General features: G+C 47.6%; 19 protein-coding genes and 2 tRNA genes. 10 read left to right on the top strand and 11 right to left on the bottom strand.

Annotated features, from left to right (window positions below; translation table 11 throughout):
• Positions 1–14: 14 nt before the first annotated feature.
• The 8 genes from ACQRBJ_RS09730 to trxB form a co-directional block, all read right to left on the bottom strand.
• Positions 15–101 (bottom strand) — tRNA-Ser (locus ACQRBJ_RS09730).
• Positions 102–777: 676 nt separating this feature from the next.
• A complete protein-coding gene (locus tag ACQRBJ_RS09725) occupies positions 778–1,419 on the bottom strand; it encodes an HD domain-containing protein (RefSeq protein ID WP_294968216.1) in 642 nt (213 codons plus the stop codon).
• Between the two features lie 49 nt (positions 1,420–1,468).
• Positions 1,469–2,386, bottom strand: a complete 918-nt coding sequence (menA, locus tag ACQRBJ_RS09720; RefSeq protein WP_295346697.1) for a 1,4-dihydroxy-2-naphthoate octaprenyltransferase — start codon at positions 2,384–2,386, stop codon at positions 1,469–1,471.
• A gap of 64 nt (positions 2,387–2,450) precedes the next feature.
• Positions 2,451–4,784 carry a putative porin gene (locus ACQRBJ_RS09715; RefSeq protein ID WP_445303489.1) on the bottom strand — a complete coding sequence of 778 codons (2,334 nt, stop codon included), beginning with the start codon at positions 4,782–4,784 and terminating at the stop codon, positions 2,451–2,453.
• A gap of 58 nt (positions 4,785–4,842) precedes the next feature.
• Positions 4,843–5,145, bottom strand: a complete 303-nt coding sequence (locus ACQRBJ_RS09710; RefSeq protein ID WP_445303488.1) for a mechanosensitive ion channel protein MscS — start codon at positions 5,143–5,145, stop codon at positions 4,843–4,845.
• A gap of 14 nt (positions 5,146–5,159) precedes the next feature.
• Positions 5,160–6,071, bottom strand: coding sequence for a DUF4468 domain-containing protein (locus ACQRBJ_RS09705; protein WP_294968227.1), 912 nt, complete (start codon positions 6,069–6,071; stop codon positions 5,160–5,162).
• 37 nt (positions 6,072–6,108) lie between these two features.
• Positions 6,109–6,197: transfer RNA gene (locus ACQRBJ_RS09700), tRNA-Ser, on the bottom strand.
• Positions 6,198–6,293: 96 nt separating this feature from the next.
• Positions 6,294–7,226 carry a thioredoxin-disulfide reductase gene (trxB, locus tag ACQRBJ_RS09695; protein WP_294968230.1) on the bottom strand — a complete coding sequence of 311 codons (933 nt, stop codon included), beginning with the start codon at positions 7,224–7,226 and terminating at the stop codon, positions 6,294–6,296.
• A 185-nt stretch (positions 7,227–7,411) separates the two neighbouring features.
• Between trxB and ACQRBJ_RS09690 the strand changes: the two genes are divergently transcribed.
• Complete coding sequence (locus ACQRBJ_RS09690; RefSeq protein WP_294968233.1) at positions 7,412–8,512, top strand: AAA family ATPase; 1,101 nt, start codon at positions 7,412–7,414, stop codon at positions 8,510–8,512.
• Between the two features lie 100 nt (positions 8,513–8,612).
• Here the strand turns inward: ACQRBJ_RS09690 and ACQRBJ_RS09685 are convergent, their stop codons facing one another.
• Positions 8,613–9,578 (bottom strand): hypothetical protein, encoded by a 966-nt coding sequence (locus tag ACQRBJ_RS09685; RefSeq protein ID WP_445303487.1) that lies wholly within the window; start codon positions 9,576–9,578, stop codon positions 8,613–8,615.
• Positions 9,579–9,778: 200 nt separating this feature from the next.
• Here ACQRBJ_RS09685 and radA point away from each other — a divergent pair, with 200 nt between their 5' ends.
• The 3 genes from radA (at position 9,779) to ACQRBJ_RS09670 (ending at position 13,170) form a co-directional block, all read left to right on the top strand.
• Positions 9,779–11,230: a DNA repair protein RadA gene (gene radA, locus ACQRBJ_RS09680; protein WP_441936974.1), complete on the top strand. Its 1,452-nt coding sequence runs from the start codon at positions 9,779–9,781 to the stop codon at positions 11,228–11,230.
• Positions 11,231–11,324: 94 nt separating this feature from the next.
• On the top strand, positions 11,325–11,978 hold the full coding sequence (queC, locus tag ACQRBJ_RS09675) for a 7-cyano-7-deazaguanine synthase QueC (RefSeq protein ID WP_445303486.1): 654 nt from the start codon (positions 11,325–11,327) through the stop codon (positions 11,976–11,978).
• Between the two features lie 67 nt (positions 11,979–12,045).
• Entirely contained in the window at positions 12,046–13,170 is a 1,125-nt protein-coding gene (locus tag ACQRBJ_RS09670) for a redoxin domain-containing protein (RefSeq protein ID WP_445303485.1), read from the top strand.
• A 62-nt stretch (positions 13,171–13,232) separates the two neighbouring features.
• Here ACQRBJ_RS09670 and ACQRBJ_RS09665 read toward each other — a convergent pair whose 3' ends face one another.
• Positions 13,233–14,501, bottom strand: coding sequence for a transglycosylase SLT domain-containing protein (locus ACQRBJ_RS09665; protein ID WP_295346705.1), 1,269 nt, complete (start codon positions 14,499–14,501; stop codon positions 13,233–13,235).
• Positions 14,502–14,606: 105 nt separating this feature from the next.
• Between ACQRBJ_RS09665 and hisG the strand changes: the two genes are divergently transcribed.
• The 3 genes from hisG (at position 14,607) to hisC (ending at position 17,870) form a co-directional block, all read left to right on the top strand.
• Entirely contained in the window at positions 14,607–15,458 is an 852-nt protein-coding gene (hisG, locus tag ACQRBJ_RS09660) for an ATP phosphoribosyltransferase (RefSeq protein ID WP_294968252.1), read from the top strand.
• A gap of 84 nt (positions 15,459–15,542) precedes the next feature.
• Entirely contained in the window at positions 15,543–16,826 is a 1,284-nt protein-coding gene (gene hisD, locus ACQRBJ_RS09655; RefSeq protein WP_445303484.1) for a histidinol dehydrogenase, read from the top strand.
• A 9-nt stretch (positions 16,827–16,835) separates the two neighbouring features.
• Positions 16,836–17,870: a histidinol-phosphate transaminase gene (hisC, locus tag ACQRBJ_RS09650; protein ID WP_294968258.1), complete on the top strand. Its 1,035-nt coding sequence runs from the start codon at positions 16,836–16,838 to the stop codon at positions 17,868–17,870.
• A gap of 95 nt (positions 17,871–17,965) precedes the next feature.
• Here hisC and ACQRBJ_RS09645 read toward each other — a convergent pair whose 3' ends face one another.
• Positions 17,966–18,415, bottom strand: coding sequence for a hypothetical protein (locus tag ACQRBJ_RS09645; RefSeq protein ID WP_153121767.1), 450 nt, complete (start codon positions 18,413–18,415; stop codon positions 17,966–17,968).
• 229 nt (positions 18,416–18,644) lie between these two features.
• On the opposite strand from ACQRBJ_RS09645, the gene ACQRBJ_RS09640 reads away from it, so the two are divergent.
• The 3 genes from ACQRBJ_RS09640 to rsxC are packed head-to-tail and all read left to right on the top strand — an operon-like array spanning position 18,645 to position 21,390.
• Entirely contained in the window at positions 18,645–19,058 is a 414-nt protein-coding gene (locus ACQRBJ_RS09640) for a SoxR reducing system RseC family protein (RefSeq protein ID WP_445303483.1), read from the top strand.
• 28 nt (positions 19,059–19,086) lie between these two features.
• Positions 19,087–20,034: a Fe-S cluster domain-containing protein gene (locus tag ACQRBJ_RS09635; protein WP_294968267.1), complete on the top strand. Its 948-nt coding sequence runs from the start codon at positions 19,087–19,089 to the stop codon at positions 20,032–20,034.
• A gap of 3 nt (positions 20,035–20,037) precedes the next feature.
• Entirely contained in the window at positions 20,038–21,390 is a 1,353-nt protein-coding gene (gene rsxC, locus ACQRBJ_RS09630; protein WP_117727673.1) for an electron transport complex subunit RsxC, read from the top strand.
• Positions 21,391–21,430: the final 40 nt, after the last annotated feature.

Here is a 21,430-nt window from a genome sequence, read left to right as displayed (position 1 = left end):
TTGAAGTCAGCTTGCGGAAGGTGGGGGATTCGAACCCCCGGTACGGTTACCCGCACGGCAGTTTAGCAAACTGCTGGTTTCAGCCACTCACCCAACCTTCCAGTCGGAAATCGTTACCGAATCAACAAGCATCGTTCTCAAATGCGGTTGCAAAGGTACTACTTTTTTTCGGTTCTACCAAATTTTTCAGCGATTATTTTTAAATAAAAAATCACTTTTTTCGTAACCCTCTCATTCTCAGGCACCCATTTTTTTACTTTTTATCTTTTAAAATGGAGTTTGGGTGTAAAATGTAGATAAAAGTATAAAATGTGGTAAGTCTGATGTAAGTTTAAAACGAGTGTGAAGAACGTATTTTCGAGGTTTATGAGCAAAATAAATTTTAGATAATACGAAAAAAGCAGATTTCCAACTAAGGAAATCTGCCTTTTAAAAGGAAAGGGCCGCTCGATGATGTGATGAAACTCCGAATGTCAGTAACATTTGAGAGCTCTCCGCTTTTGTAATCCACCGGCTTTGCAGCTTAGTTGACATGTCAGTTTATGTGGCCCGCCATTGGCAAGAGAAGTCTTCTCGGTTTCATAAGTGTAATTTGATGAGTATCCCGATCGAACCGACACGACCCTTATATTTTTTCGACTAGACGTAGCTTATGCTATCATCTATCGATAGAAGTCTTTCGTTTTTCTATGATGCAAAGATAGTGTAATCTTTTGAAACTACCAAATCTTTATGCTGTTTTTTTTCTAAAAATCTTTTGTTCTACCCAAATAGTTATTATGGTTTCCTGTTCTCTATTGCGTCGTATATCTTTTCGAATTCCTTTCTGAGCATACTTTTGTGTTCGATGATGTTTCTCAGTTCCTTCAGTGCTTTCTCGTTGGGGGAGTTCGGAATCCATAGTTTGATGTATCCGTTTCTGGAATACTTCTCTTCCATGTGTTCAGAGAATCTTTCCCACTGTTCTTCCTTGTTTTTCTCTGGATAGTTCTCTTTTCCGTATTCAATGGCGCGAAGGAAGATCTCGTGTACCTCGATGTCTCTGTCTGCTTCGGCAACGATTTTCCCATAGATGCTTCGTGGCTGTCTGCTGGATGAAGCACGATGATCCTCCACTGCTTCCTTCATGATCTTGATCTGTTCGGGAGTAAACCAGCGTTTCAGTCTGGCATCAGCCTGGAGAATTTTTCCGCTCGTGATGTGATGGATGGCTCGCGGACCGCTCATTCCTAAGTCGTGGTAGGCGGCAACGATATAAACCATGTCGATGTCGGCATGTGTTACAGGTACGAGTTTCAGGGCGTTTTTGATCACACGGGTCACGTGGCGCAAGCCGTGGCTCTCACCAAACTCCGTATATTTGGGCAGAATCTGTGTTTCCACAAACTGCATGATTTCGAGATTTACTTGTTGCTTCATATTTTTTCTTCTTTATATGTATAATAATGTACGCGCGTACATTATATAATTACATCATTCCAATGATGATGAAGGTAGAGATGATACCGAAGGTGAAGATGTTGAGCGCAGTATAACCCAGCACCTTGTTCAGCATTCTTCCTTCTCCTATCTTCCTCATCTTGGCGTATGTTCGGTTGTGCTGCACAAGGCATACAGCAGCAAAAGGCAAGAACTTCGAATCTGCATCGTAGGCAAGGGCACCGTAGATGTTGATTCCTATCATGATGAGGATGCCGATGTTGCCCAGTGCGCAGTAGAGTCGTTCACCGTTTTTCTTCCCGATGTGAACAATCAGCGTCTTCTTGCCCGCCTTGAGGTCGTTGTCGTGGTCGCGATAGTTGTTCAGGATGAGCAGCGTATCTACTACCAGTCCGCAGGCGATGGAAGTCAGTATGGCTTCGCCGGATACTCCCTGCATTCCTTCCGGCATCACCAGGTAGTAGGTGCAGCAGACCGGTACGATGCCGAAGAAGACCAGCACCAGCAGGTCACCCAATCCCAGATAACTCAATTTGGTGGTATAGAGGAAGCAGAATAGCACACAGCAGATGCCTACGATGATCATCTCCTTTCCTCCGTAAAAGGCGAGTGGCAGTCCGATGGCGCACCCCAGGAGGGTAGTGAGGATGATGCCCCATTTCATTGCTTTCATCGTAATCCAGCCTTCGGCACAGGCGCGTTTTGGACCGAGTCTCGTCTCGTCATCGTTGCCATGCTTGAAGTCGAAGAAGTCGTTCACCAGGTTGGAATCTATCTGCATCACCCAGGCAAAGAGTAGGCAGAGCAGGGCTGGAATCCATTGACAATGGGTGCTGGAATCCTTGTATGCCAGGGCTACACCCAGCATTACGGGAACAGCAGCTGCCGTCAGAGTAACCGGACGGGCTGCCAGAAACCATGCTTTGAGAGAATTAGTTTTAACCATAGATTAGGGAATTTTATGTAAGGAGTGAGCGATAAGACTCACTCCTTACAATTATTTAAATATACTAGTTGAAGAAGTTCCAGCTTACACCGATTCTCATCACGCTTGCGTTCATAGGATAATGAGGGGTGAAGAAATAATTCTTGTCACCCTTGCCGGCATTGATGTGGCTCATCATGATGAAAAAGCGGGTATGCTTGAGATGTGCATTGGCATATACGTTGATGATAGGGTAGTTGCCTACCTTCACGTTGTTCTCGCCATTACCCTGCACGGTATACATGCCCACGTATGGAGAATAGTCTGGAGCTTCGTAGCTGGTAAAGTAGCGTACGTCGGTACCCATGTCTATTTTCAGTACCTTGGCAATGTTTACCTTGATATAGAGGTTGCTGTATACATTGAGTGCTGGCACCGGAAGTGCACTCTTGTTGCTGGAGTTCTGATAGGTAATCTGGTTCTCCCAATGGAAGATGCCGAACTTGAAGTTCTGTTCCAGTTGGGCTGTCAGCAGATTGATGCCTGAACTTTCCTGCATCGGTGTCACCACAACGCCAGTGCGAAGGAAATCTTCTGTCACGTTGTATGACTGTGAGAAATAAGTATAGTTCTTGATCTCGTCTACAGCCACACGAAGGGTCGTGTTGGTCTTGTTATATCTCAATGTACCCATGATGCGGGTATGGATGGTCTTCTCAAGGTCATCATCCCACCATGCATGACGTGCATGATATTTACGGTAGTAGAAGGATGGTGTCTCCCGGTGGAAGAACGCATCGCCTCTTACCTGAACGGTATCTCCGAGGAATGGGATGTTGACATCCAGGTTACCGTCGATGGCGAGGGTACCGGCGTCTACACCTGTCAAGCCAATCTCAGCTGTGGCATTATAGTGCAGCGTCTTACCCTGTTGCTTACTCAACTGTCCACCCACGCTCAGTGCATGCTCGTTGAATTTCTCGAATCCGCCTTCCTTGTCAGGCAGGGTATAGTGGCGCAGGTCATAGCTGGCGAAAGCCTTGATACCAGCCTTTGCCCACTTGCTGAATCCTTCCAGTGTAGCCAGTGCCAGGGTATTCTTCATGTGCCAGTGCTTGGTCTGGTCGTAGATGGAGTCACCCTGCAGTCTGCCTGCGGTATAGTATTCTTCTAGATAATAGTCGGCAGGAGTCTTGTATGCCATGTAGATACGTTTGTAATTGTCAAACTTCACGGTATGTATGATACTTGTAACCGGCACATACTCGTTCTTGTACCACAGCGAATCCTCCTGTTTTTTCTTTTCGATGGCCATCAGACTGTCGGCAGCCGCCTTTCCGTTCACGGCGATACGGTTGCTGTCATCCTTACCATTCTCATTTTTTGCAGGTTCGTCTCCGGCAATCTTGGCATTGTCCGGTCTTCCCGAGAACTGGGCCTTCTGTTTCTTGTCGAAAGCCTTCTCGTCAAATTTCTTTCCGCTTTTCTTGGCCTGTTTCCTGGCTTCCTCCTTGGCATCTTCCGCAGCGTTTTCCTTGGCCGATTCCATGGCGAATTTCTTAGCCTGGATTTCTTCCTCGGTCATTTTTACCTTGCGGTTGAAGCCGAAGCTGTATCGGTGACTCAGGAAGATATGCTGGTTGTCATTTCTGTTCCAGTTCTCCTCCAGTACGGTAGGGATTTCATTGCTGGCGAAATCATCGGTATATTGTTCCGGATGCTTGATATAGTCATCATTGGTGATACCTCCGTTCTCGGTCACCTTCTGGTGATTGGTACTGAAGAGGAAGTGTGCCTGATATCTGTTGCCCAGATAAGAGGTCCACATGGTGTACTTGAAGTGGGAAGTACTCTGTGCATTGTAGTATCCTCTGCCGTATTTGTAGTCGAAACGGAATCCACCACCCAACTGTTTGTTGGCATTCACTGCAAAGATAGCCTTGAAGTCGTCTTCTCCGTTGGTGCGGTCACCACAACTGTTCAGCGTCACGTTGGTGATAGGAGAGTAGGTGTTGGTGAAATGGAAGTCGCTCACGGGCGTTACGATGTTGTCGTATGGTTCCGTGAACATGAAGTTACCCTGCGTACGTCGGTCGATGAAGATACGGTTGATTCTTGCAGTACCCATGTTGCCCAGTGTGTTATACTGTCCATATAGTCCCTCGTTGAATGTAGAGTTCATATACAGGTGCTGCAGTGTGTCGACGGGAGCTTCCGTCCTGTCTCCGAATCTTTCGTCTATGGTCCACACCTTGATACCCTTTGGTATTTCCTTGTCCGAACCGAGCGAGTCTGTGTTCACCCGGTTGCTGGTCTGTGGTCTGAACTGTGAATCTTCGTTATTGTTAAAATCGTTTTGTGCCGCAACTGTGAGAGTTGCAGCACAAAATAGTATCATCGTTAATATTGATTTCTTCATTATCTTTCTGAATGTTCGGAACTGGCTGTAATCTTTCTGGATGTTTGGAAACCAGCTGTTATTTTTTGAATAGTCGGATGCAAACTTCTGCAATCTTGATTGCCACACCAAGAATCAGTACGATTGCTGCCAATGTGTGATAGTCGTCCAATTGGGTCCAGATAACAACGCCGATGATAGCCAGGAGCATGAATGCGATGTTGAGGAAGTTGCGTAACTGCAACATATTGTTCTGGTCGCTGTAGGCTAGTCGGCGGTGATGTCTGTGATCCGGACGCACGGCATAGCTGTTCTTTGGCTGTTCCTGCTGCTTGCTGTTTTCTGCCTGTTCTGTCTGTATGCTGTTATTTTCTTCTGTCATGTTTTGAATTGATGTTATTTTTTAACCAATGCTGTTATCTCACTGAAAATCTGGTCTTTTCTGTCGATAGTCTTTTTGCGGAACTTACCGAATATCTTTGCCAGGTCGTTCTTTTTCTTGGTCAGTGCCACCTTGTCGGTAATCACCTTCTCTGCAGGAGCCTTGAATCCTGTCGGTCTGTCTTCCTCATAGTTGTATGAGATGCGGAGAAGACTGAGATTCAGATGATTGTCTGCGATTTTGGCAACGAGCTGATACTTGAACTCTGAACGGTCGAGTGAGATGAAGGAACTGCTGAATACGAGCCATTCGTCCATGCTGTTGGCGATGATGTATTCGCTAGGGTTCACCAACGCCACTCTGCTGCCGATATTTTCATCCGACTGTGTCAGGTCGCTCATATATTCGTATACGATGTCGTAGATCTGCTTGGCTGTCTTGCCGTTGGCATCCGTATCAAGGGTGAATTCCACCTTGCCCTCCTGGTTCAGCTTGACAGCTCCTTCCAGATACTTAGGATCTTCCTTGAGCTCCACACCGTTTGCCATCAGCACAGGCTTTGCATCTTCCTTCTTCTTGGCTACCGTGGTAGGAATTGCCCATCCACCCTTGGTGACAGCTTCTTCCTTCGGGAGGTTGGGAGCAGGTTCTGCTTCAGCTTTCTGGGCTTCAGCCTGCTTGATTTCTGCTTTCTTGGCTTCCATCTGCTTGGCTTCAGCTTCCGCCTTGGCTGCTTCCTGGTTCAGACTGTCGGTCTGCGCCTTCAGACGAGCTGCTTCCGCCTTCATCTTAGCTATCTGCAGTGCCTTCTTGGCAGCTTCCAATTGTTTCTGGGCTTCTTCCAACTGCTGTTGCTCTGTAAGCACAGTCTGTGCTTGCATAGTAAGAGGAAGAAGCATCATTATAGGGATGATAAATTTTTTCATGTTGGTTTTACTTATTATCTGAAAAAAACGAATGTTGCGGAAGATGAGGGATTCAAACCCCCGATACCCGAAAGAGGGTATACCGGATTTCGAGTCCAGCGCATTCGGTCACTCTGCCAATCTTCCTTCGTCATTATCAGATGCAAAAGTACGATTATTTTTGCACCTGACAAAATATAGACGATTTTTTTTAATTTAATTATACTTTCACCTGCCCAATACCTACAATGTCTGCAGGTATCTGTCTGCTTCGATGGCTGCTTTGGCTCCTGAACCTGCTGCAACGATTCCCTGACGGTAAACTGGGTCGGCAACGTCACCGGCTGCAAAGATGCCTGGCAGCTTAGTGCTTGCCGTACCTGGGATAACCTTGATGAAACCCTGCTCGTCCAATTCAAGATAATCCTTGAAAAGGTCGGAATTAGGCTTATGGCCGATAGCCAGGAAGAAACCGTCGATGGCGATGTCAAACTCCTCCTCGTTGGCTTCTCCCTTATGACGAACGAGATGAGCCCCCTCTACACCGTTCTCTCCGAAGAGACCTAAGGTATTGGTTTCGAAGAGAATTTCGATATTCTCCTTTTCCTTCACGCGCTGCTGCATGATTTCTGCCGCACGCAGATAAGGCTTGCGGACAATCATGTAAACCTTCTTGGCAAGACTGGAGAGATAGAGTGCTTCCTCGCAGGCTGTATCACCACCACCTACTACGGCAACAGTACGCTTGCGGTAGAAGAAGCCGTCGCAGGTAGCACATGCCGAAACGCCCTGTCCACGGTATTTCTCTTCGTCCGGCAGACCCAGATATTTGGCAGAAGCACCTGTTGCGATGATTACGGTATCAGCCTCAATCTCATTTCCTCGCTCATCTGTCAGGTGATAAGGGCGTGAACTGAAGTCTACCTTCTCGATGCTTCCGTCTCTCAGGTCAGCACCGAATCTTGCAGCCTGCTCCTTCATGTCCATCATCATCTGGGTTCCGTCTACACCGTTAGGGTAGCCTGGGAAGTTTTCTACTACGGTGGTGATGGTAAGCTGTCCACCAGGTTGCATACCCGAATAGAGAACAGGTTTGAGGTCGGCTCTACCTGCATAGATGGCTGCAGTATATCCTGCAGGTCCACTACCTATGATTAATGTCTTTACTTTTTCCATTTATTTCCTTTAGTTTAATAATTCTTATCCATAGATTATGCAAAGTTACTATATTTCGGTTAGATTACAAAATAAAGAACCGTTTTTTTTCTATCTTTAAGATTTTATTGCTATCTTTGCACCCAGAATAGAACATAAGCAAGATGGTTGCATCTAATCAGACGAATAAAAACAAATAATGAGATATGAATACAATTAAGAAGATTGTACTTACGGGTGGTCCGTGTGCGGGAAAGACCACTGCATTGGTCAAGGTGATAGAGCATTTTACGAGCCTTGGCTATAAGGTATTTACCATTCCAGAAGTACCAACCATGTTCACCCAGTCGGGTATGAATTATCTTACCAAAAACGAGAAGTTCTTTTTTGAGGGTGAGAAGGCTACCTTCCTGACTCAGATAGGGTTAGAGGATAGCTTTTCCCGTATGGCAGAGACTTTGGATCAGCCGGTCATCATCGTTTGCGATCGTGGTACGATGGATATTTCTACTTATCTTTCTGTAGATTTCTGGAACCGCATCATCTCTGAACAGGGATACAGCAACACCCAGTTGCGTGAGCGTTATGATGCAGTGCTTCATCTCGTGAGTGCTGCCGATGGAGCAGAACAGTTCTATACCACCGCCAATAATGCGCAGCGATTGGAGAAGGCTGATGAGGCTGGTCTTCAGATAGCCCGTGAACTGGATAAGAAGATTGTTTCTGCCTGGAAGGGTCATCCTCATCTCCGTGTCATCAACAACCATGAGGATTTCGAGAACAAACTCAATCGCGTATTGAAGGAGATAAGCAATGTCCTGGGCATTCCTCAGCCGATAGAGGAGGAGCGCAAATATATCGTGAAACTGGTGGGCGAGGTGCCTAATGCCATTGACAGCGATATTGTCCAGACCTATCTTTCGGGTGAGCCGGGTAGTGAAATCCGTCTCCGTCGCCGTAGTTTTGAGGGTGGTAAATATGTTTACGTTCATACTTCCAAGAAGCGTATTTCGGATAAGGAGCAGATTGAGACAGAGCGTCAGATCAATGCTAATCTCTATGAATCGATGCTTCAGCAGGCAGACCCTTACCGTGCCACCATCCGCAAGCACCGTAAGAGCTTTATCTGGAAGGGACAGTACTTCGAACTGGATTCCTTCGAGCAGCCAGTTCACGACCTGATGATACTGGAAACCAAGGGAATAGCTCAGCATGAGAATGTAAACTTCCCTCCATTCATCCAGGTGGTGGAAGATATTACGGGCAATACCCAGTATGACAATTATAATATCGCCTTGAAGAGATAGTTTTCCATCTCATAGCGTATACTCAGCACCCATAGGGCTTCCATGGGTGCTGAGTTGTAACAAATTTTATTTAAAGATTTTAACGCTGGTACGTTTCATATTATCTTCTGCCACCGAAGCTGCCGCCACCGCTTTTGCTTCCGCCATTGCTGTGAGAACCACCACCTCCGAATGAACGGGATGTACCGCCACCTCCGAATGAACGGTTGCTGCTGCCGCTGTTGAATGAACGGCTATTGCTTCTGTTGTTGCTTCCGCTGTTGAATGAGCGGTTGCTGCCACCGAATGAACGGTTACCGCCAAACGAACTGCTGTTTGGAGTTGTAGAACGTGGGGTGAAATCGCGGCTCATGTTAGAACGGCTGTTGTTTCTGCTTCCGAAGGTTCCTCCACCGAATGTGCCACCGCCATTATTGTTGCGGTTACTTTCTATACGACCGTTATTGAACGAACCGTTGCCGAAGTTGCGGTCTCTGGTTACTGTGGTACGGGTGCTGCTTTGGCGCTGCATGTTGCCGAAAGACTGTCCGCGGCCGTAATCACCACGGTTGAAACTGTCTCTCATTCCCATGCGTGGCTGACCGCCAGCGAATGGTCTGCCGTATGCACGTCCGTGATACCAGCTTCTTCCACCGTTCACTCTCCAGCAGTGGTCGCCTCTATAGCTAACGTAGAAGTGTGGTCTACCGAAGAAGAAGTAGTCGCGGCGAGGGTAACGTGCGTAGATTACGAAATGCCAGTAACCTCCGTCCCAGTAGAGAGGACGATAGAAGTAGGTGGCATTGCAGAAAGCGCGAAACTGCCAGTCGAGCAGGATATAGCTCAGGTCGAGATTACGCTGGCGCCAGTATACGCCATACAGGTCATCATAAGTATTGATGCCCATCAGATAGTCGAGGTTCACCTCATAAGCTGCCTCGTACTGATCATCTGTCAGGTTCAGCTCGTAAGCCATCTTGTCAGTCAGGAAGAGTGCCTGCTGGCGTGCCTGTTCGTAACTCATTGCTGATGCAGTAGTGAATGTCATGATGAACATTGCTACAAGTGCTATGATTAACTTCTTCATAATCGTATATTTTAAAATTGTTTATACTCTTGTTTCTTATTTCTGGTGCAAAGATAGGGCTATTTTCGTTCTCGGGGTAAGGTTTTTCCCTAAATGGGTGGGGGAAAATCCCTACATCCCGTTTTTTACCTTAAATAAAATAAAAAAGTTGTGTCACTTGAAAAAAATGCTGTACTTTTGCACGAATAAATGTTACATTTATGGCAAAGGACAAAATAGCATACGTTTGTAGCAACTGTGGACAGGAAAGTTCCAAGTGGATGGGTAAATGCCCTAGTTGCGGACAATGGAACACTTTCAAGGAGATTCGCATTGCGGGCGATAGCGGCTCGCAGGCGGCTAAGAATGCCGGCATGACTATGAGACATGGCGGGGCTGCTACCATGTTCGGCGGTCAGCATAGCGACCATGATGCCAAGCCGATGAAGTTGCGCGACATCTCTGCCATTGATGAGCCTCGCATCGATATGCGCGATGAGGAGTTGAACCGCGTACTGGGTGGAGGAATGGTGCCGGGAAGCATCACCCTGCTGGGTGGTGAACCGGGTATCGGCAAGAGTACGCTTACCCTGCAGACCATTCTGAATATGACCGACCGCCGTATTCTCTACGTCAGCGGTGAGGAGAGTGCCCATCAGATTAAGTTGCGTGCCGACCGACTGGCAAAGGGACAGGCGCTGCTGAGGGGAGAGGAAGTGGTTCAACCCTTCGATCATATCACGATTCTCTGTGAAACGCAGCTGGAGAAAATCTTCTCTCATATCCAGGAGGTGGCTCCGGAATTCATCGTCATTGACTCTATCCAGACCATCGCTACCGAAGAGGTGGACAGTTCTCCGGGTTCGGTATCTCAGGTTCGTGAGTGTGCAGCCCATCTTCTCCGTTTTGCCAAGACCAGTGGCATTCCGGTTATCCTGATAGGTCATATCAATAAGGAGGGAACCTTGGCGGGACCTAAGATATTGGAGCATATCGTGGATACCGTCATCCAGTTTGAGGGTGACCAGCATTATATGTATCGCATCCTGCGAAGCATCAAGAACCGATTCGGAAGTACTTCGGAACTGGGTATCTATGAGATGCTGCAGGGAGGATTGAGACAGGTGAGCAACCCATCGGAACTGCTTCTTACAGAGGACCATGACGGACTTTCGGGTGTAGCCATCAGTGCTGCCATCGAGGGTGTGCGTCCGTTTCTGGTAGAAACGCAGGCTCTGGTGAGTACGGCTGCATACGGAACTCCACAGCGTTCGGCTACGGGTTTTGACCAGCGTAGACTGAACATGCTCCTGGCGGTAATGGAAAAGCGGGTAGGCTTCAAGCTGATGCAGAAGGATGTGTTCCTGAATATTGCCGGAGGATTGAGGGTTACTGACCCTGCGATGGACCTGAGTGTGCTGGCTGCGGTATTGAGCAGCAATGTGGATACTGCGATAGAGCAGGGGTGGTGCATGGCAGGCGAAGTAGGACTGAGTGGTGAGGTTCGTCCGGTAAGCCGTATCGAACAGCGCATAGCAGAGGCTGAGAAACTCGGCTTCCAGCACATCATCATTCCGAAATACAACTATCATGGTTTCGACCATAAGAAGTATCAGATAGAGATTCATCCCGTAAGGAAAGTGGAAGAGGCGTTCCGCTGCCTGTTCGGGTGAAGATCTCACGCAGATTTCGCAGATTGCGCAGATTTTAGTGTATAGTCTGAATTTTAAATATAATCTGATTTTATAAATAATAAGTTCAAAGTAAATGAAGGATTCAGTAATTATTGTGAGCGGCGGTATGGATAGTATTACCCTGCTCTATGACAAGAAGGACGAGATAGCCCTGGGTATCAGTTTCAACTATGGAAGCAATCATAACGAGCGGGAGATTCCTTTCGCCAAGATGCATTGTGAGAGATTGGGCATCAAGCATATCACCATCGATCTGGGATTCATGCACCAGTATTTCAAGAGTTCGCTCCTGGAAGGTGCGGGTGCAATTCCTGAGGGACATTATGCTGCCGACAACATGAAGTCTACCGTGGTGCCTTTCCGCAACGGTATCATGCTGAGCATTGCCATCGGTATTGCTGAGAGTAATAACCTCAAGAAGGTGTTTATTGCTAATCATGGCGGTGATCATACCATCTATCCGGACTGTCGCCCGGAGTTTATCAAGGCTATCGATGAGGCTGCCGAGGCTGGCACCTTCGTGGATGTTCGCGTGGTGGCTCCTTATACCAACATCACCAAGGGTGAGATTGCGGCCATCGGCAAGAAACTCGGTATCGATTATGCCGAGACCTGGAGCTGCTACAAGGGTGGTGAGAAGCATTGCGGCAAGTGTGGCACCTGCGTAGAGCGCAAGGAAGCCCTGGCTGAGGCGGGTATCGAAGATACCACAGAGTATGAGGAATAAGGATACCTATATAATAAGGTATAGATAAAGGTTATTGTGGAAATATAAAAGAAAAGATATAGTACGAATGAAGAAAATGATTTTTACTGCTGCTTTGGTGCTGGCATCAGCAGCAGCGATGGCTCAGAAGAGCAACTTTCAGGTGAAAGTGGATTTGAAGAACTTTGCTACCGATTCTGTAATCGTGTTCAAAGGCCGTGATGTGAAGATGGATACCATCTTGGTTAAGAATGGTAAGTTTACCTATTCCGATAACCTTGCCAAGGTGTCAAACCGTGCTTTCTTGACACCAAAGGCCTATCGTGGTTTGGAAAGAAAGATGTTCAATTTCCCTTGCGTGCCAGGCGAGAAGGCAGAGATAAAGGGTGATTTCGCTACCCGTTTCGATGTTACCGGTAGTAAGTTCTACCAGCAGTGTCATGAGGTTGATTTGATGATGGAGTCTGCCGAGAAGGATTTGAAGGAGTATTCAGAATCTCTGAATGCTCGCACGAAGAATGGTGAAGACCGTGAGACCATCATGAATGAGTATGAGAAGAAGATGCCTGCTTTGCTGAAGGCTAGAACGGAGAAAATCTTAGCTTTCGTCAAGCAGAACCCTGATAACGAGGCATGTGCTACACTTTTCGAGAAAATGGATGATTACGACCAGATGAAGGAACTTCTGGGCTTGCTCTCTGAGAATGTGAAGAATGGAAGAATGAAGGCCTATTATCAGTATTTTATTGATACGGCTAAGAAGCGTGCAGAGGCTGATGAGAAGGCTAAGAAGTTGCAGGCTTCCGGTATAGATGCTCCTGACTTCACATTGAACGACATTAATGACAAGCCATTTACATTCTCTAGTCTCCGTGGCAAGTATGTTGTCATCGACTTCTGGGGCTCATGGTGCGGTTGGTGCATCAAGGGTATGCCTAAGATGAAGGAGTACTACGAGAAGTATAAGGGTAAGTTCGAAATCCTGGGTGTTGACTGCAATGATACCGAGGCAAAGTGGAAGGCTGCCGTAGAGAAGCATCAGTTGCCATGGATTCACGTTTATAATCCAAAGGGTAGCGATGTACTCGACAAGTATGGTGTCCAGGGTTTCCCAACCAAGATTGTTGTAGGTCCTGACGGCAAGATTGTAAAGACCATCGTTGGTGAGGATCCTGCATTCTACACCTTGTTGGATGAGGTTTTGGGTAAGTAATTATTTTATATTCATCGATACATAAAAGGCTTCTGCGAATACATACGCAGAAGCCTTTTATGTTATATATGGTATTTACCCTGATAATGTCTTTTCGATTTCATCGGTGCACCATGGAAGGCACCGCCACCGATGCCTCTGCTGCCACCACGATAACTGTCGTGGAAGCTGGCGCCACCGCAGTATTCACTCCAGCGTGCTCTGATTCTGTCCACATAGTCGGCAGTCTCCGTACCACGCATGAAACCGTATTTCACAACCGGATCACGGTAATAAGCCGGCTGTGCCAGGCGCAGGACATATTCTCTTACGTGTCCCCAGTTATAAGGATTGCCACCATGCTTTCTGGTCAGGTTCATCGCATCACGGATATGATGGAAACCGCCATTGTATGCAGCCAGGGCGAAGAGAACTCGCTGTGTAGGATCTCCGATGTCAGAGAAATGGCCCTGCAACTCTGCCATATACTTGGCTGCCGCCGCCACATTCGATTCTGCATCATGTATCGCACTCATCGGCAATCCCAGATGGTCTGCCGTAGAAGGCATGATCTGCATCAGTCCGCAGGCACCTGCCCATGACTTGGCATTCGGGTCGAAGCAACTTTCCTGGTAACACTGTGCCGCCATCAGGCGCCAGTCCATTCTTGCCGTACCGCTGTATCGCTGGAAGAGATGGTCGTAACGGGAGATGACGCCCTTGGAACGGTTCAGGAACGGAGAATAGACATGTCGGGTAACGCTGGCAGAAGAAAGCAGCCAGTTTTCCTCCTTCTTCGTCTCGGCTATCATCTTTGGCTTGAACCAGCCGTTCAGTGTATCGGCAAGACTCTTGTTGCCGCCTACCACAGCCCACTGCGTGCGGGTACTGTCGGGTGTCACACCACAGAAGAGCAGGTCGCCCTTGGTCTGTTTCCGGGATAGGGGAACGGCGATGATGTCACCTTCTCCCTTGGTCAGCTTCTGGATCATCTCGGTGGTATCCTTACATTCCTCCACGCGTAACGATACACCAATCTGCTGGGCAAACTTCTCGCAAAGGAGATATTGCAGACCCATGCCGTGGTTGTGATAATCATAATAGGTAGTAGGACCGTTCACGGTAAGCATGATCAGCTCACCGTTTTCCTGAATGTCCTCCAGCGAGAAGCCCTTCTGTCTTTTATTCTTGTTGGCTGATTCGTCAGCCGCCCCTTCTTCGCCATCAGACATGCCCTCCACTTCGCCTATAGGAGTTCCCCACGGCGTGAGCTCTTGTTGCGGTTTCTTTTCTTCGCAACTTCCCAGTAAAATAAGAGCATAAAATGCGTATAAATATAACTTTTTTCTCATTGCGACTGCAAAAGTACGAAATTTTTAAATATAAGTGCTAAATTATTTGCATATTCTAACAATTTTATGTACTTTTGCAATGTTTTTCAGACAAAATACAGAAATATGTTACGAATAGCAGTACAAAGTAAGGGTCGTCTGTTCGACGACACCATGAATCTTTTAGCAGAGGCAGACATCAAGGTCAGTGCCTCCAAGCGCACACTTCTGGTGCAGGCAAGTAATTTCCCACTCGAGGTTCTCTACCTCCGTGATGATGATATTCCTCAGAGTGTAGCCTCTGGTGTGGCAGATATCGGTATCGTGGGCGAGAACGAGTTCGTGGAGCGTGGTGAGAAAGCGCAGATCATCGATCGCCTGGGTTTCAGCAAGTGCCGCTTGAGTCTTGCCATCCCTAAGAAGATAGAATATCCAGGATTACAGTGGTTCAACGGCAAGAAGATTGCCACCTCTTACCCTAACATCCTGCGCAACTTCATGAAGAAGCATAATATCAATGCCGACATCCATGTCATCACCGGTTCTGTAGAGATCAGTCCGGGCATCGGTCTGGCAGATGGTATCTTTGATATCGTCAGTTCCGGTTCTACACTGGTAAGCAACAACCTTGCCGAGGTAGAGGTAGTGATGAAGAGTGAGGCTTTGCTCATCGGCAACTGGAAAATGGATGAGGAGAAGCATCAGATTCTGAACGAGATGCTGTTCCGCTTCGAGGCTGTGCGTTCTGCCCAGGACAAGAAGTACGTGATGATGAATGCCCCTAAGGCAAAGGTAGAGGAGATTACCCAGGTATTGCCGGGTATCAAGAGTCCTACCATCATCCCATTGGCAGACGATGACTGGTGTTCTATCCATACCGTGCTCGATGAGAAGCGTTTCTGGGAAATCATCGGTAAGCTGAAGGAACTCGGTGCACAGGGCATCCTTGTAACACCAATTGAGAAGATGATATTGTAAGAAAGTTAGATATTAGGAGTTGGGAACTGTTTATGTGCAGGTCTAATTCTTAATTATACATTATAAATTATTAATTAAATTGGAATGAAGGTAATTAAGTATCCTGCAAAGGAGGAATGGAGCGAGATAGTAAAACGCCCACACCTGGATGTATCCAAGCTCAATGCTACGGTACAGGGTGTACTCGACGATGTGAAGAAGCATGGCGACGAAGCCGTGAAGCGTTACGAGGAAATGTTTGATCATGCCCATCTCGATTCTTTGGCTGTGACTGAAGCTGAAATCGAAGAGGCTGAGCAACTGGTTTCTCAAGAACTGAAAGACGCTTTGCACCTCGCCCATCATAACATTGCCGCATTCCATCAGAGCCAGAAGTTTGCAGGCGAGAAGGTTGAAACATGCCCTGGCGTAACCTGCTGGCAGAAGAGTGTTGCCATCCAGAAGGTGGGACTTTATATTCCGGGCGGTACTGCACCGCTGTTCTCTACCGTACTGATGCTTGCTACTCCTGCCAAGATTGCCGGTTGCGAGGAAATTGTTCTCTGTACTCCACCTAACCAGGAGGGTAAGGTGAACCCAGCCATTCTCATGGCGGCTAAGATTGCCGGCGTGAGCAAGATTTTCAAGGCGGGTGGCGTACAGGCTATCGGTGCCATGGCGTATGGTACTGAGAGCGTGCCTAAGGTATATAAAATCTTCGGTCCGGGCAACCAGTTCGTGATGGCTGCCAAGCAGCAGGTTTCATTGCATGATGTGGCTATCGATATGCCTGCCGGTCCTTCGGAGGTTTGTCTGATTGCTGACGAAATAGCCAACCCTGTTTTCGCAGCTGCCGACTTGCTTTCTCAGGCAGAACATGGCTTCGACTCTCAGGTGTTCTTCATCACTACCTCTGAAAAGGTATTGGCGGAGGTGAAGAAGGAAATTGAAGCACAGCTCGAACGATTGCCACGTAAGGAGATGGCACAGACCTCGTTGGATAATTCCAAGTTTATCCTTGTCAAGGATGATGAGGAGGCTATCGATCTCTGCAATACCTATGCTCCTGAGCATCTGATTATCGCTACTGCCAACTATGAGCAGCTGGCTGAAAGGGTAGTGAATGCCGGTAGCGTATTCCTGGGCAATTATGCCTGTGAGAGTGCGGGCGACTATGCCAGCGGTACCAATCATACCCTGCCAACCCATGGCTATGCCTTGGCTTACAACGGCGTGAATCTCGACAGCTATAACCGCAAGATCACTTTCCAGCATCTTACTGAAGAAGGTATTCGTAACATAGGAGATGCGGTGGTGACCATGGCTGAAAACGAGCAGCTCGAGGCACATGCCAATGCCATGAGATTGAGAGTAGAAAGTCTAAAGTAGTTTGATAGTATGAAAGATTTAAAAGACTTGTGCCGGGAGAATATCTGGAACCTGGCACCATACAGTTGCGCTCGAACAGAATTCGCCGGCAGAAATGCCCGCGTATTTCTCGATGCCAACGAGAATCCATATAACGACCCTTACAATCGCTATCCAGACCCGCTTCAGGTGGAGCTGAAGAAGCAGATCAGTAAGATAAAGGGTGTGGCGGAAGAAAAAATCTTCCTGGGCAATGGCTCTGATGAAGCCATCGACCTGGTTTACCGTGTGTTCTGTCGCCCTGGTCAGGACAATGTTGTAGCCATTGCTCCAACCTATGGCATGTATCAGGTATGTGCCGATATCAATGACGTGGAGTATCGGGAGGTGTTGCTTGATGAGAACTATCAGGTGACAGCCGATAAGATTATCGATGCCTGCGATGACAATACCAAGGTTATCTGGTTCTGTAGTCCTAACAATCCTACGGGCAACCACATCAACCGTGAAGCCATCGTAGAAGTGTTGCGCCTGTTCGATGGCATCGTCATCGTAGACGAGGCATATAGCGACTTCTCTTCCGAGCGAACCTTCCGCAGCGTGATCGATCATTTCCCAAACATCATCGTCCTGAATACGATGAGCAAGGCTTGGGGCTGTGCAGCCCTTCGTCTGGGTATGGCTTTTGCCAGTAAGGAAATAGTAGATATATTTAATAAGGTGAAATATCCTTATAATGTGAATCTCCTTACCCAGGAGCAGGCTTTGGAGGTATTGAAGAATCCGCTGAAGGTGGATGAATGGGTGAAGAACATCCTGCAGGAACGTTCCAAGGTGATGGCAGCCTTCATGGAATTACCTATCTGCGAGAAGGTATATCCTACGGATGCCAACTTCTTCCTGGCAAAGGTGACGGATGCCAATGCCATCTACGATTATCTCGTGGCACAGGGCATCATCGTAAGAAATAGAAATAAAGTGCAACTCTGTGGCAACTGCCTTCGTATTACCATCGGTAATAAGAGTGAGAATGCAGAATTGCTGGGTGCATTAAGACAATATTAGTTTTTATATCATTAGCCCGGGAGGGAGAAGGAAGCAGCGGCTTTCGAACCTCCCTCCTTTTTTATGCTTATGTCATGATTCCTTGATTCGGAAAGTTATTCCTTAAGCAAGTCGTCAAGGAATTCATCCAGGTCGTGATCCAGATTCTCCATCAGGTCGCCACCCACGATGATGGTATCATCATCGGCAAGGTAGAGTTCTCCCAGATTCTCTTTCTCATCATCTTCCAAGACGAAGCTGTAAGGCTTTAGGATTCCGAGATGGTCTACCGTCTCAGCATTCTTGCGCAAGAGGTCACGCAAAAGCTTCGCCACCTCATCATAGAAGTTTTCATCTTTGTTGTCAATCCATTGCTCAACAACACAGCGGGTAATTTCGTTCTCGTCATCGTCAAAGGCAAGCATCTCGCCGCTGTCCTGTGATACTCTCACATGGATATCGGTCAGCATACATGTGTCTTCTTCAGACGCTGGTACAGGAAACTTTTGAGACACTTTTCTGATAAAGCGCTCTACTTGTTGAATCATTTGTTCTGTTACTTCCATAAATCTACGTTTTTATCAGCCCTTGGCTTTTTGCGAGCTTGAGGCTTGTTTTTTATCTTTCTATTGCAAAGGTACACAAAAAAATGAAACAAACAAAGAAGTTTGGCAAAAAAAGTAACAAAGAAAACGTTTACGCCCCTTTTAATTAAAAAACCTTCTTAAATTGTTTGTCATTTCTAAAATATTTGCTACCTTTGCAACCAAATAAATTGCTAACTAGACTTTGCAAATGAACAAGATAAAACATGCTGGTATCGTAGATGGGGTAGAGGGAGAATGTGTGAAAGTTCGCATCCTCCAGGCTTCTGCCTGCAGCGCCTGCAAAGTGGCTGCCCACTGCAATGCCTCTGAAATGAAAGAAAAAATGGTAGAGATAAGAATGGCTGACGCTGCTTCTTATCAGAAGGGCGATTCAGTTGTCGTGGTGGCTGACGCTTCCGTAGGTTACAGAGCCAGCCTTTACGGTTATCTTTTGCCTCTGGTGACCATGGTGGCAACCTTGATAGCTGTTCTTGCTACTACCCATTCTGAGGGTATGGCTGCCGTTTCGGCGCTGGGAATTCTCGTCCCTTATTATGTTGTGCTCTATCTGATGCGTAACAGGTTAAGAAACCGATTCAGTTTTAAACTCGAACGTTGTTGATTATTAACTAAAACAAATACAAATTATTATGAATTTTATTTTGATTGCGGTCTTGGTACTCGGTGCCATTGCGCTGATTGCAGCATTGGTGCTCTTCGGAGTATCTAAGAAGTTTGCCGTCGAAGAAGACCCTCGACTGGGACAGGTGGGAGAACTCCTTCCGGGTGCCAACTGTGGTGGTTGCGGTTTTGCCGGATGTTCCGGTATGGCTGCAGCGCTGGTCAAGGGTGCTGATGCAGGTAGCATCGATGGGCTGATGTGTCCTGTAGGTGGTGCCGACGTGATGGGCAAGGTAGCTGATCTCCTGGGTCTGGCTGTGGCTAACACAGAGGCAAAGGTGGCTGTGGTTCGTTGTAATGGCTCTTGCGAGCATCGTCCTCGCATCGCCGAGTATGATGGTTTGCATACTTGTGCTGCTATGAACTCCTGTGGCGCTGGTGAAACCGGCTGCGGATTCGGCTGTCTGGGTTGTGGTGATTGCGTGGCTGCTTGCCAGTTTGGTGCCATCTCTATCAATCCTGAGACGGGTATTCCTGAGGTTGATGAGGAGAAGTGTACGGGCTGTGGTGCGTGCGCCAAGGCTTGTCCACGTCATATCATCGAACTCCGTAAGAAGGGTCCTAAGGGTCGCCGTGTTTACGTTCAGTGCGTGAACCACGACAAGGGAGCTGTGGCTAAGAAGGCTTGTAGCGTTGCTTGCATCGGATGCGGTAAGTGTCAGAAAGTCTGTAAGTTTGATGCTATCACCATTGAGAACAATGTGGCTTATGTTGACTTCAATAAGTGCCGCATGTGTACCAAGTGTGTTGATGAATGCCCAACAGGTGCTCTCGTAAAAGTTAATTTCCCAGTTAAGAAGGCAAAGCCAGCTGCAGAGGCTGCTCCTGTAGCAGAAGCTCCAGTTGCTGCACCAAAGGCTGAGGCTCCTGTAGCCGCTCCAAAGGTAGAAACTTCAGAAGAAAAGAAGGAGGACTAAATCATGAATTTGAGAACTTTTAGAATTGGTGGAGTTCACCCAGAAGAGAATAAGATTACTGCTGAGATGGCTACTCAGGTGGCTCCTCTCCCAAAGCAGGCTATTTTCCCACTTGGTCAGCACATCGGTGCTCCTGCCAAGCCTGTAGTTGCCAAGGGCGACAAGGTGAAGGTGGGTACACTCATCGCTGAGGCTGGTGGTTTTGTGAGTGCTCCTATTTACAGTTCCGTTTCTGGAACCGTGTTCAAGGTAGATACATCTATTGATGCTACCGGTTATCGCAAGCCTTGCATTATTATTAATGTAGAAGGCGATGAGTGGGAGGAGAGCATCGACCGCTCTGATAAACTCGAGACGCTTGAGGCTCATACTGAGCTTACTCCAGAGGAAATCGTAAACCGCATCAAGGTAGCAGGTGTCACTGGTATGGGTGGTGCCGGTTTCCCTACCTTCATCAAGCTTTGTCCTCCTCCAGGAGCCAAGGCAGAGTGCGTCATCATCAACGGTGTAGAGTGCGAGCCTTACATCACAGCCGATTATCGCCTGATGATGGAGCATGCCGATGAGATTCTCGTTGGTTTGAACCTTCTGATGAAGGCGGCAAAGGTAGAGAAGGGCTACATCGGTATCGAGGATAACAAACCTGCTGCCATCAAACTCTTCGAGGAAAAGACTGCTAATGACGCTCGTATCGAGATTGTACCTCTGGCTAAGAAGTACCCTCAGGGAGGTGAGAAGCAGCTGGTGGATGCCGTCATTCGCCGTCAGGTTCCTGCTCCTCCAGCTATCCCAGTCAACGTTGGAGCAATAGTTCAGAATGTAGGTACTGCCTTCGCTGTTTATCAGGCAGTTATGAAGAACAAGCCTCTCTTCGAGCGCTATACCACCGTGACCGGTAAGCAGGTGAAGAATCCGGGCAACTTCCTCGTACGTATGGGAACTCCATTCTCTCAGATGATTGAGAATTGCGGAGGTTTGCCTGAGGGCGACAACAAGGTGTTGGCTGGTGGTCCGATGATGGGTAAGGCTGTAATCAGTCTCGATGTTCCTGTAACCAAGGGTACCAACTCCATCACCGTACTGACCGATGCGGATGCTCATCGCAAGAAGGCTCAGCCATGTATCCGCTGTGCCAAGTGTGTGGATGCCTGCCCAATGGGCCTGGAGCCATACTTGCTTGCTACCCTGAGCGTAGTGAAGGATTATGAACGTCTGGAGGCAGAGGAGGTAACATCCTGCATTGCCTGCGGTTCATGCCAGTTTACCTGTCCATCTCATCGTCCTATCCTCGATAACATCATCAATGGTAAGGCAGCGGTAATGGGCATCATCAGAGCTCGCAACGCCAAGAAGTAAGCGTTCACGTCAAGAATGAATTTCATTTAAGAAAGAATTT

This window comes from Prevotella sp. SGI.167 (assembly GCF_050313615.1).
Classification (GTDB): Bacteria; Bacteroidota; Bacteroidia; order Bacteroidales; family Bacteroidaceae; genus Prevotella.
The sequence above is the reverse complement of the archived record's forward strand: the minus strand, read 5'-3'. Positions and strand labels throughout refer to the sequence as shown.

Coding starts and splice junctions, on each gene's coding strand:
- ACQRBJ_RS09670 (WP_445303485.1), top strand. CDS start 12,046: ATGAAGAAAATGATTTTTACTGCTGCTTTGGTGCTGGCATCAGCAGCA.
- hisG (WP_294968252.1), top strand. CDS start 14,607: ATGTTACGAATAGCAGTACAAAGTAAGGGTCGTCTGTTCGACGACACC.
- ACQRBJ_RS09665 (WP_295346705.1), bottom strand. CDS start 14,501: ATGAGAAAAAAGTTATATTTATACGCATTTTATGCTCTTATTTTACTG.
- hisC (WP_294968258.1), top strand. CDS start 16,836: ATGAAAGATTTAAAAGACTTGTGCCGGGAGAATATCTGGAACCTGGCA.
- trxB (WP_294968230.1), bottom strand. CDS start 7,226: ATGGAAAAAGTAAAGACATTAATCATAGGTAGTGGACCTGCAGGATAT.
- ACQRBJ_RS09710 (WP_445303488.1), bottom strand. CDS start 5,145: ATGACAGAAGAAAATAACAGCATACAGACAGAACAGGCAGAAAACAGC.
- ACQRBJ_RS09645 (WP_153121767.1), bottom strand. CDS start 18,415: ATGGAAGTAACAGAACAAATGATTCAACAAGTAGAGCGCTTTATCAGA.
- ACQRBJ_RS09685 (WP_445303487.1), bottom strand. CDS start 9,578: ATGAAGAAGTTAATCATAGCACTTGTAGCAATGTTCATCATGACATTC.
- radA (WP_441936974.1), top strand. CDS start 9,779: ATGGCAAAGGACAAAATAGCATACGTTTGTAGCAACTGTGGACAGGAA.
- ACQRBJ_RS09690 (WP_294968233.1), top strand. CDS start 7,412: ATGAATACAATTAAGAAGATTGTACTTACGGGTGGTCCGTGTGCGGGA.
- menA (WP_295346697.1), bottom strand. CDS start 2,386: ATGGTTAAAACTAATTCTCTCAAAGCATGGTTTCTGGCAGCCCGTCCG.
- ACQRBJ_RS09640 (WP_445303483.1), top strand. CDS start 18,645: ATGAACAAGATAAAACATGCTGGTATCGTAGATGGGGTAGAGGGAGAA.
- ACQRBJ_RS09635 (WP_294968267.1), top strand. CDS start 19,087: ATGAATTTTATTTTGATTGCGGTCTTGGTACTCGGTGCCATTGCGCTG.
- queC (WP_445303486.1), top strand. CDS start 11,325: ATGAAGGATTCAGTAATTATTGTGAGCGGCGGTATGGATAGTATTACC.
- ACQRBJ_RS09725 (WP_294968216.1), bottom strand. CDS start 1,419: ATGAAGCAACAAGTAAATCTCGAAATCATGCAGTTTGTGGAAACACAG.
- hisD (WP_445303484.1), top strand. CDS start 15,543: ATGAAGGTAATTAAGTATCCTGCAAAGGAGGAATGGAGCGAGATAGTA.
- rsxC (WP_117727673.1), top strand. CDS start 20,038: ATGAATTTGAGAACTTTTAGAATTGGTGGAGTTCACCCAGAAGAGAAT.
- ACQRBJ_RS09715 (WP_445303489.1), bottom strand. CDS start 4,784: ATGAAGAAATCAATATTAACGATGATACTATTTTGTGCTGCAACTCTC.
- ACQRBJ_RS09705 (WP_294968227.1), bottom strand. CDS start 6,071: ATGAAAAAATTTATCATCCCTATAATGATGCTTCTTCCTCTTACTATG.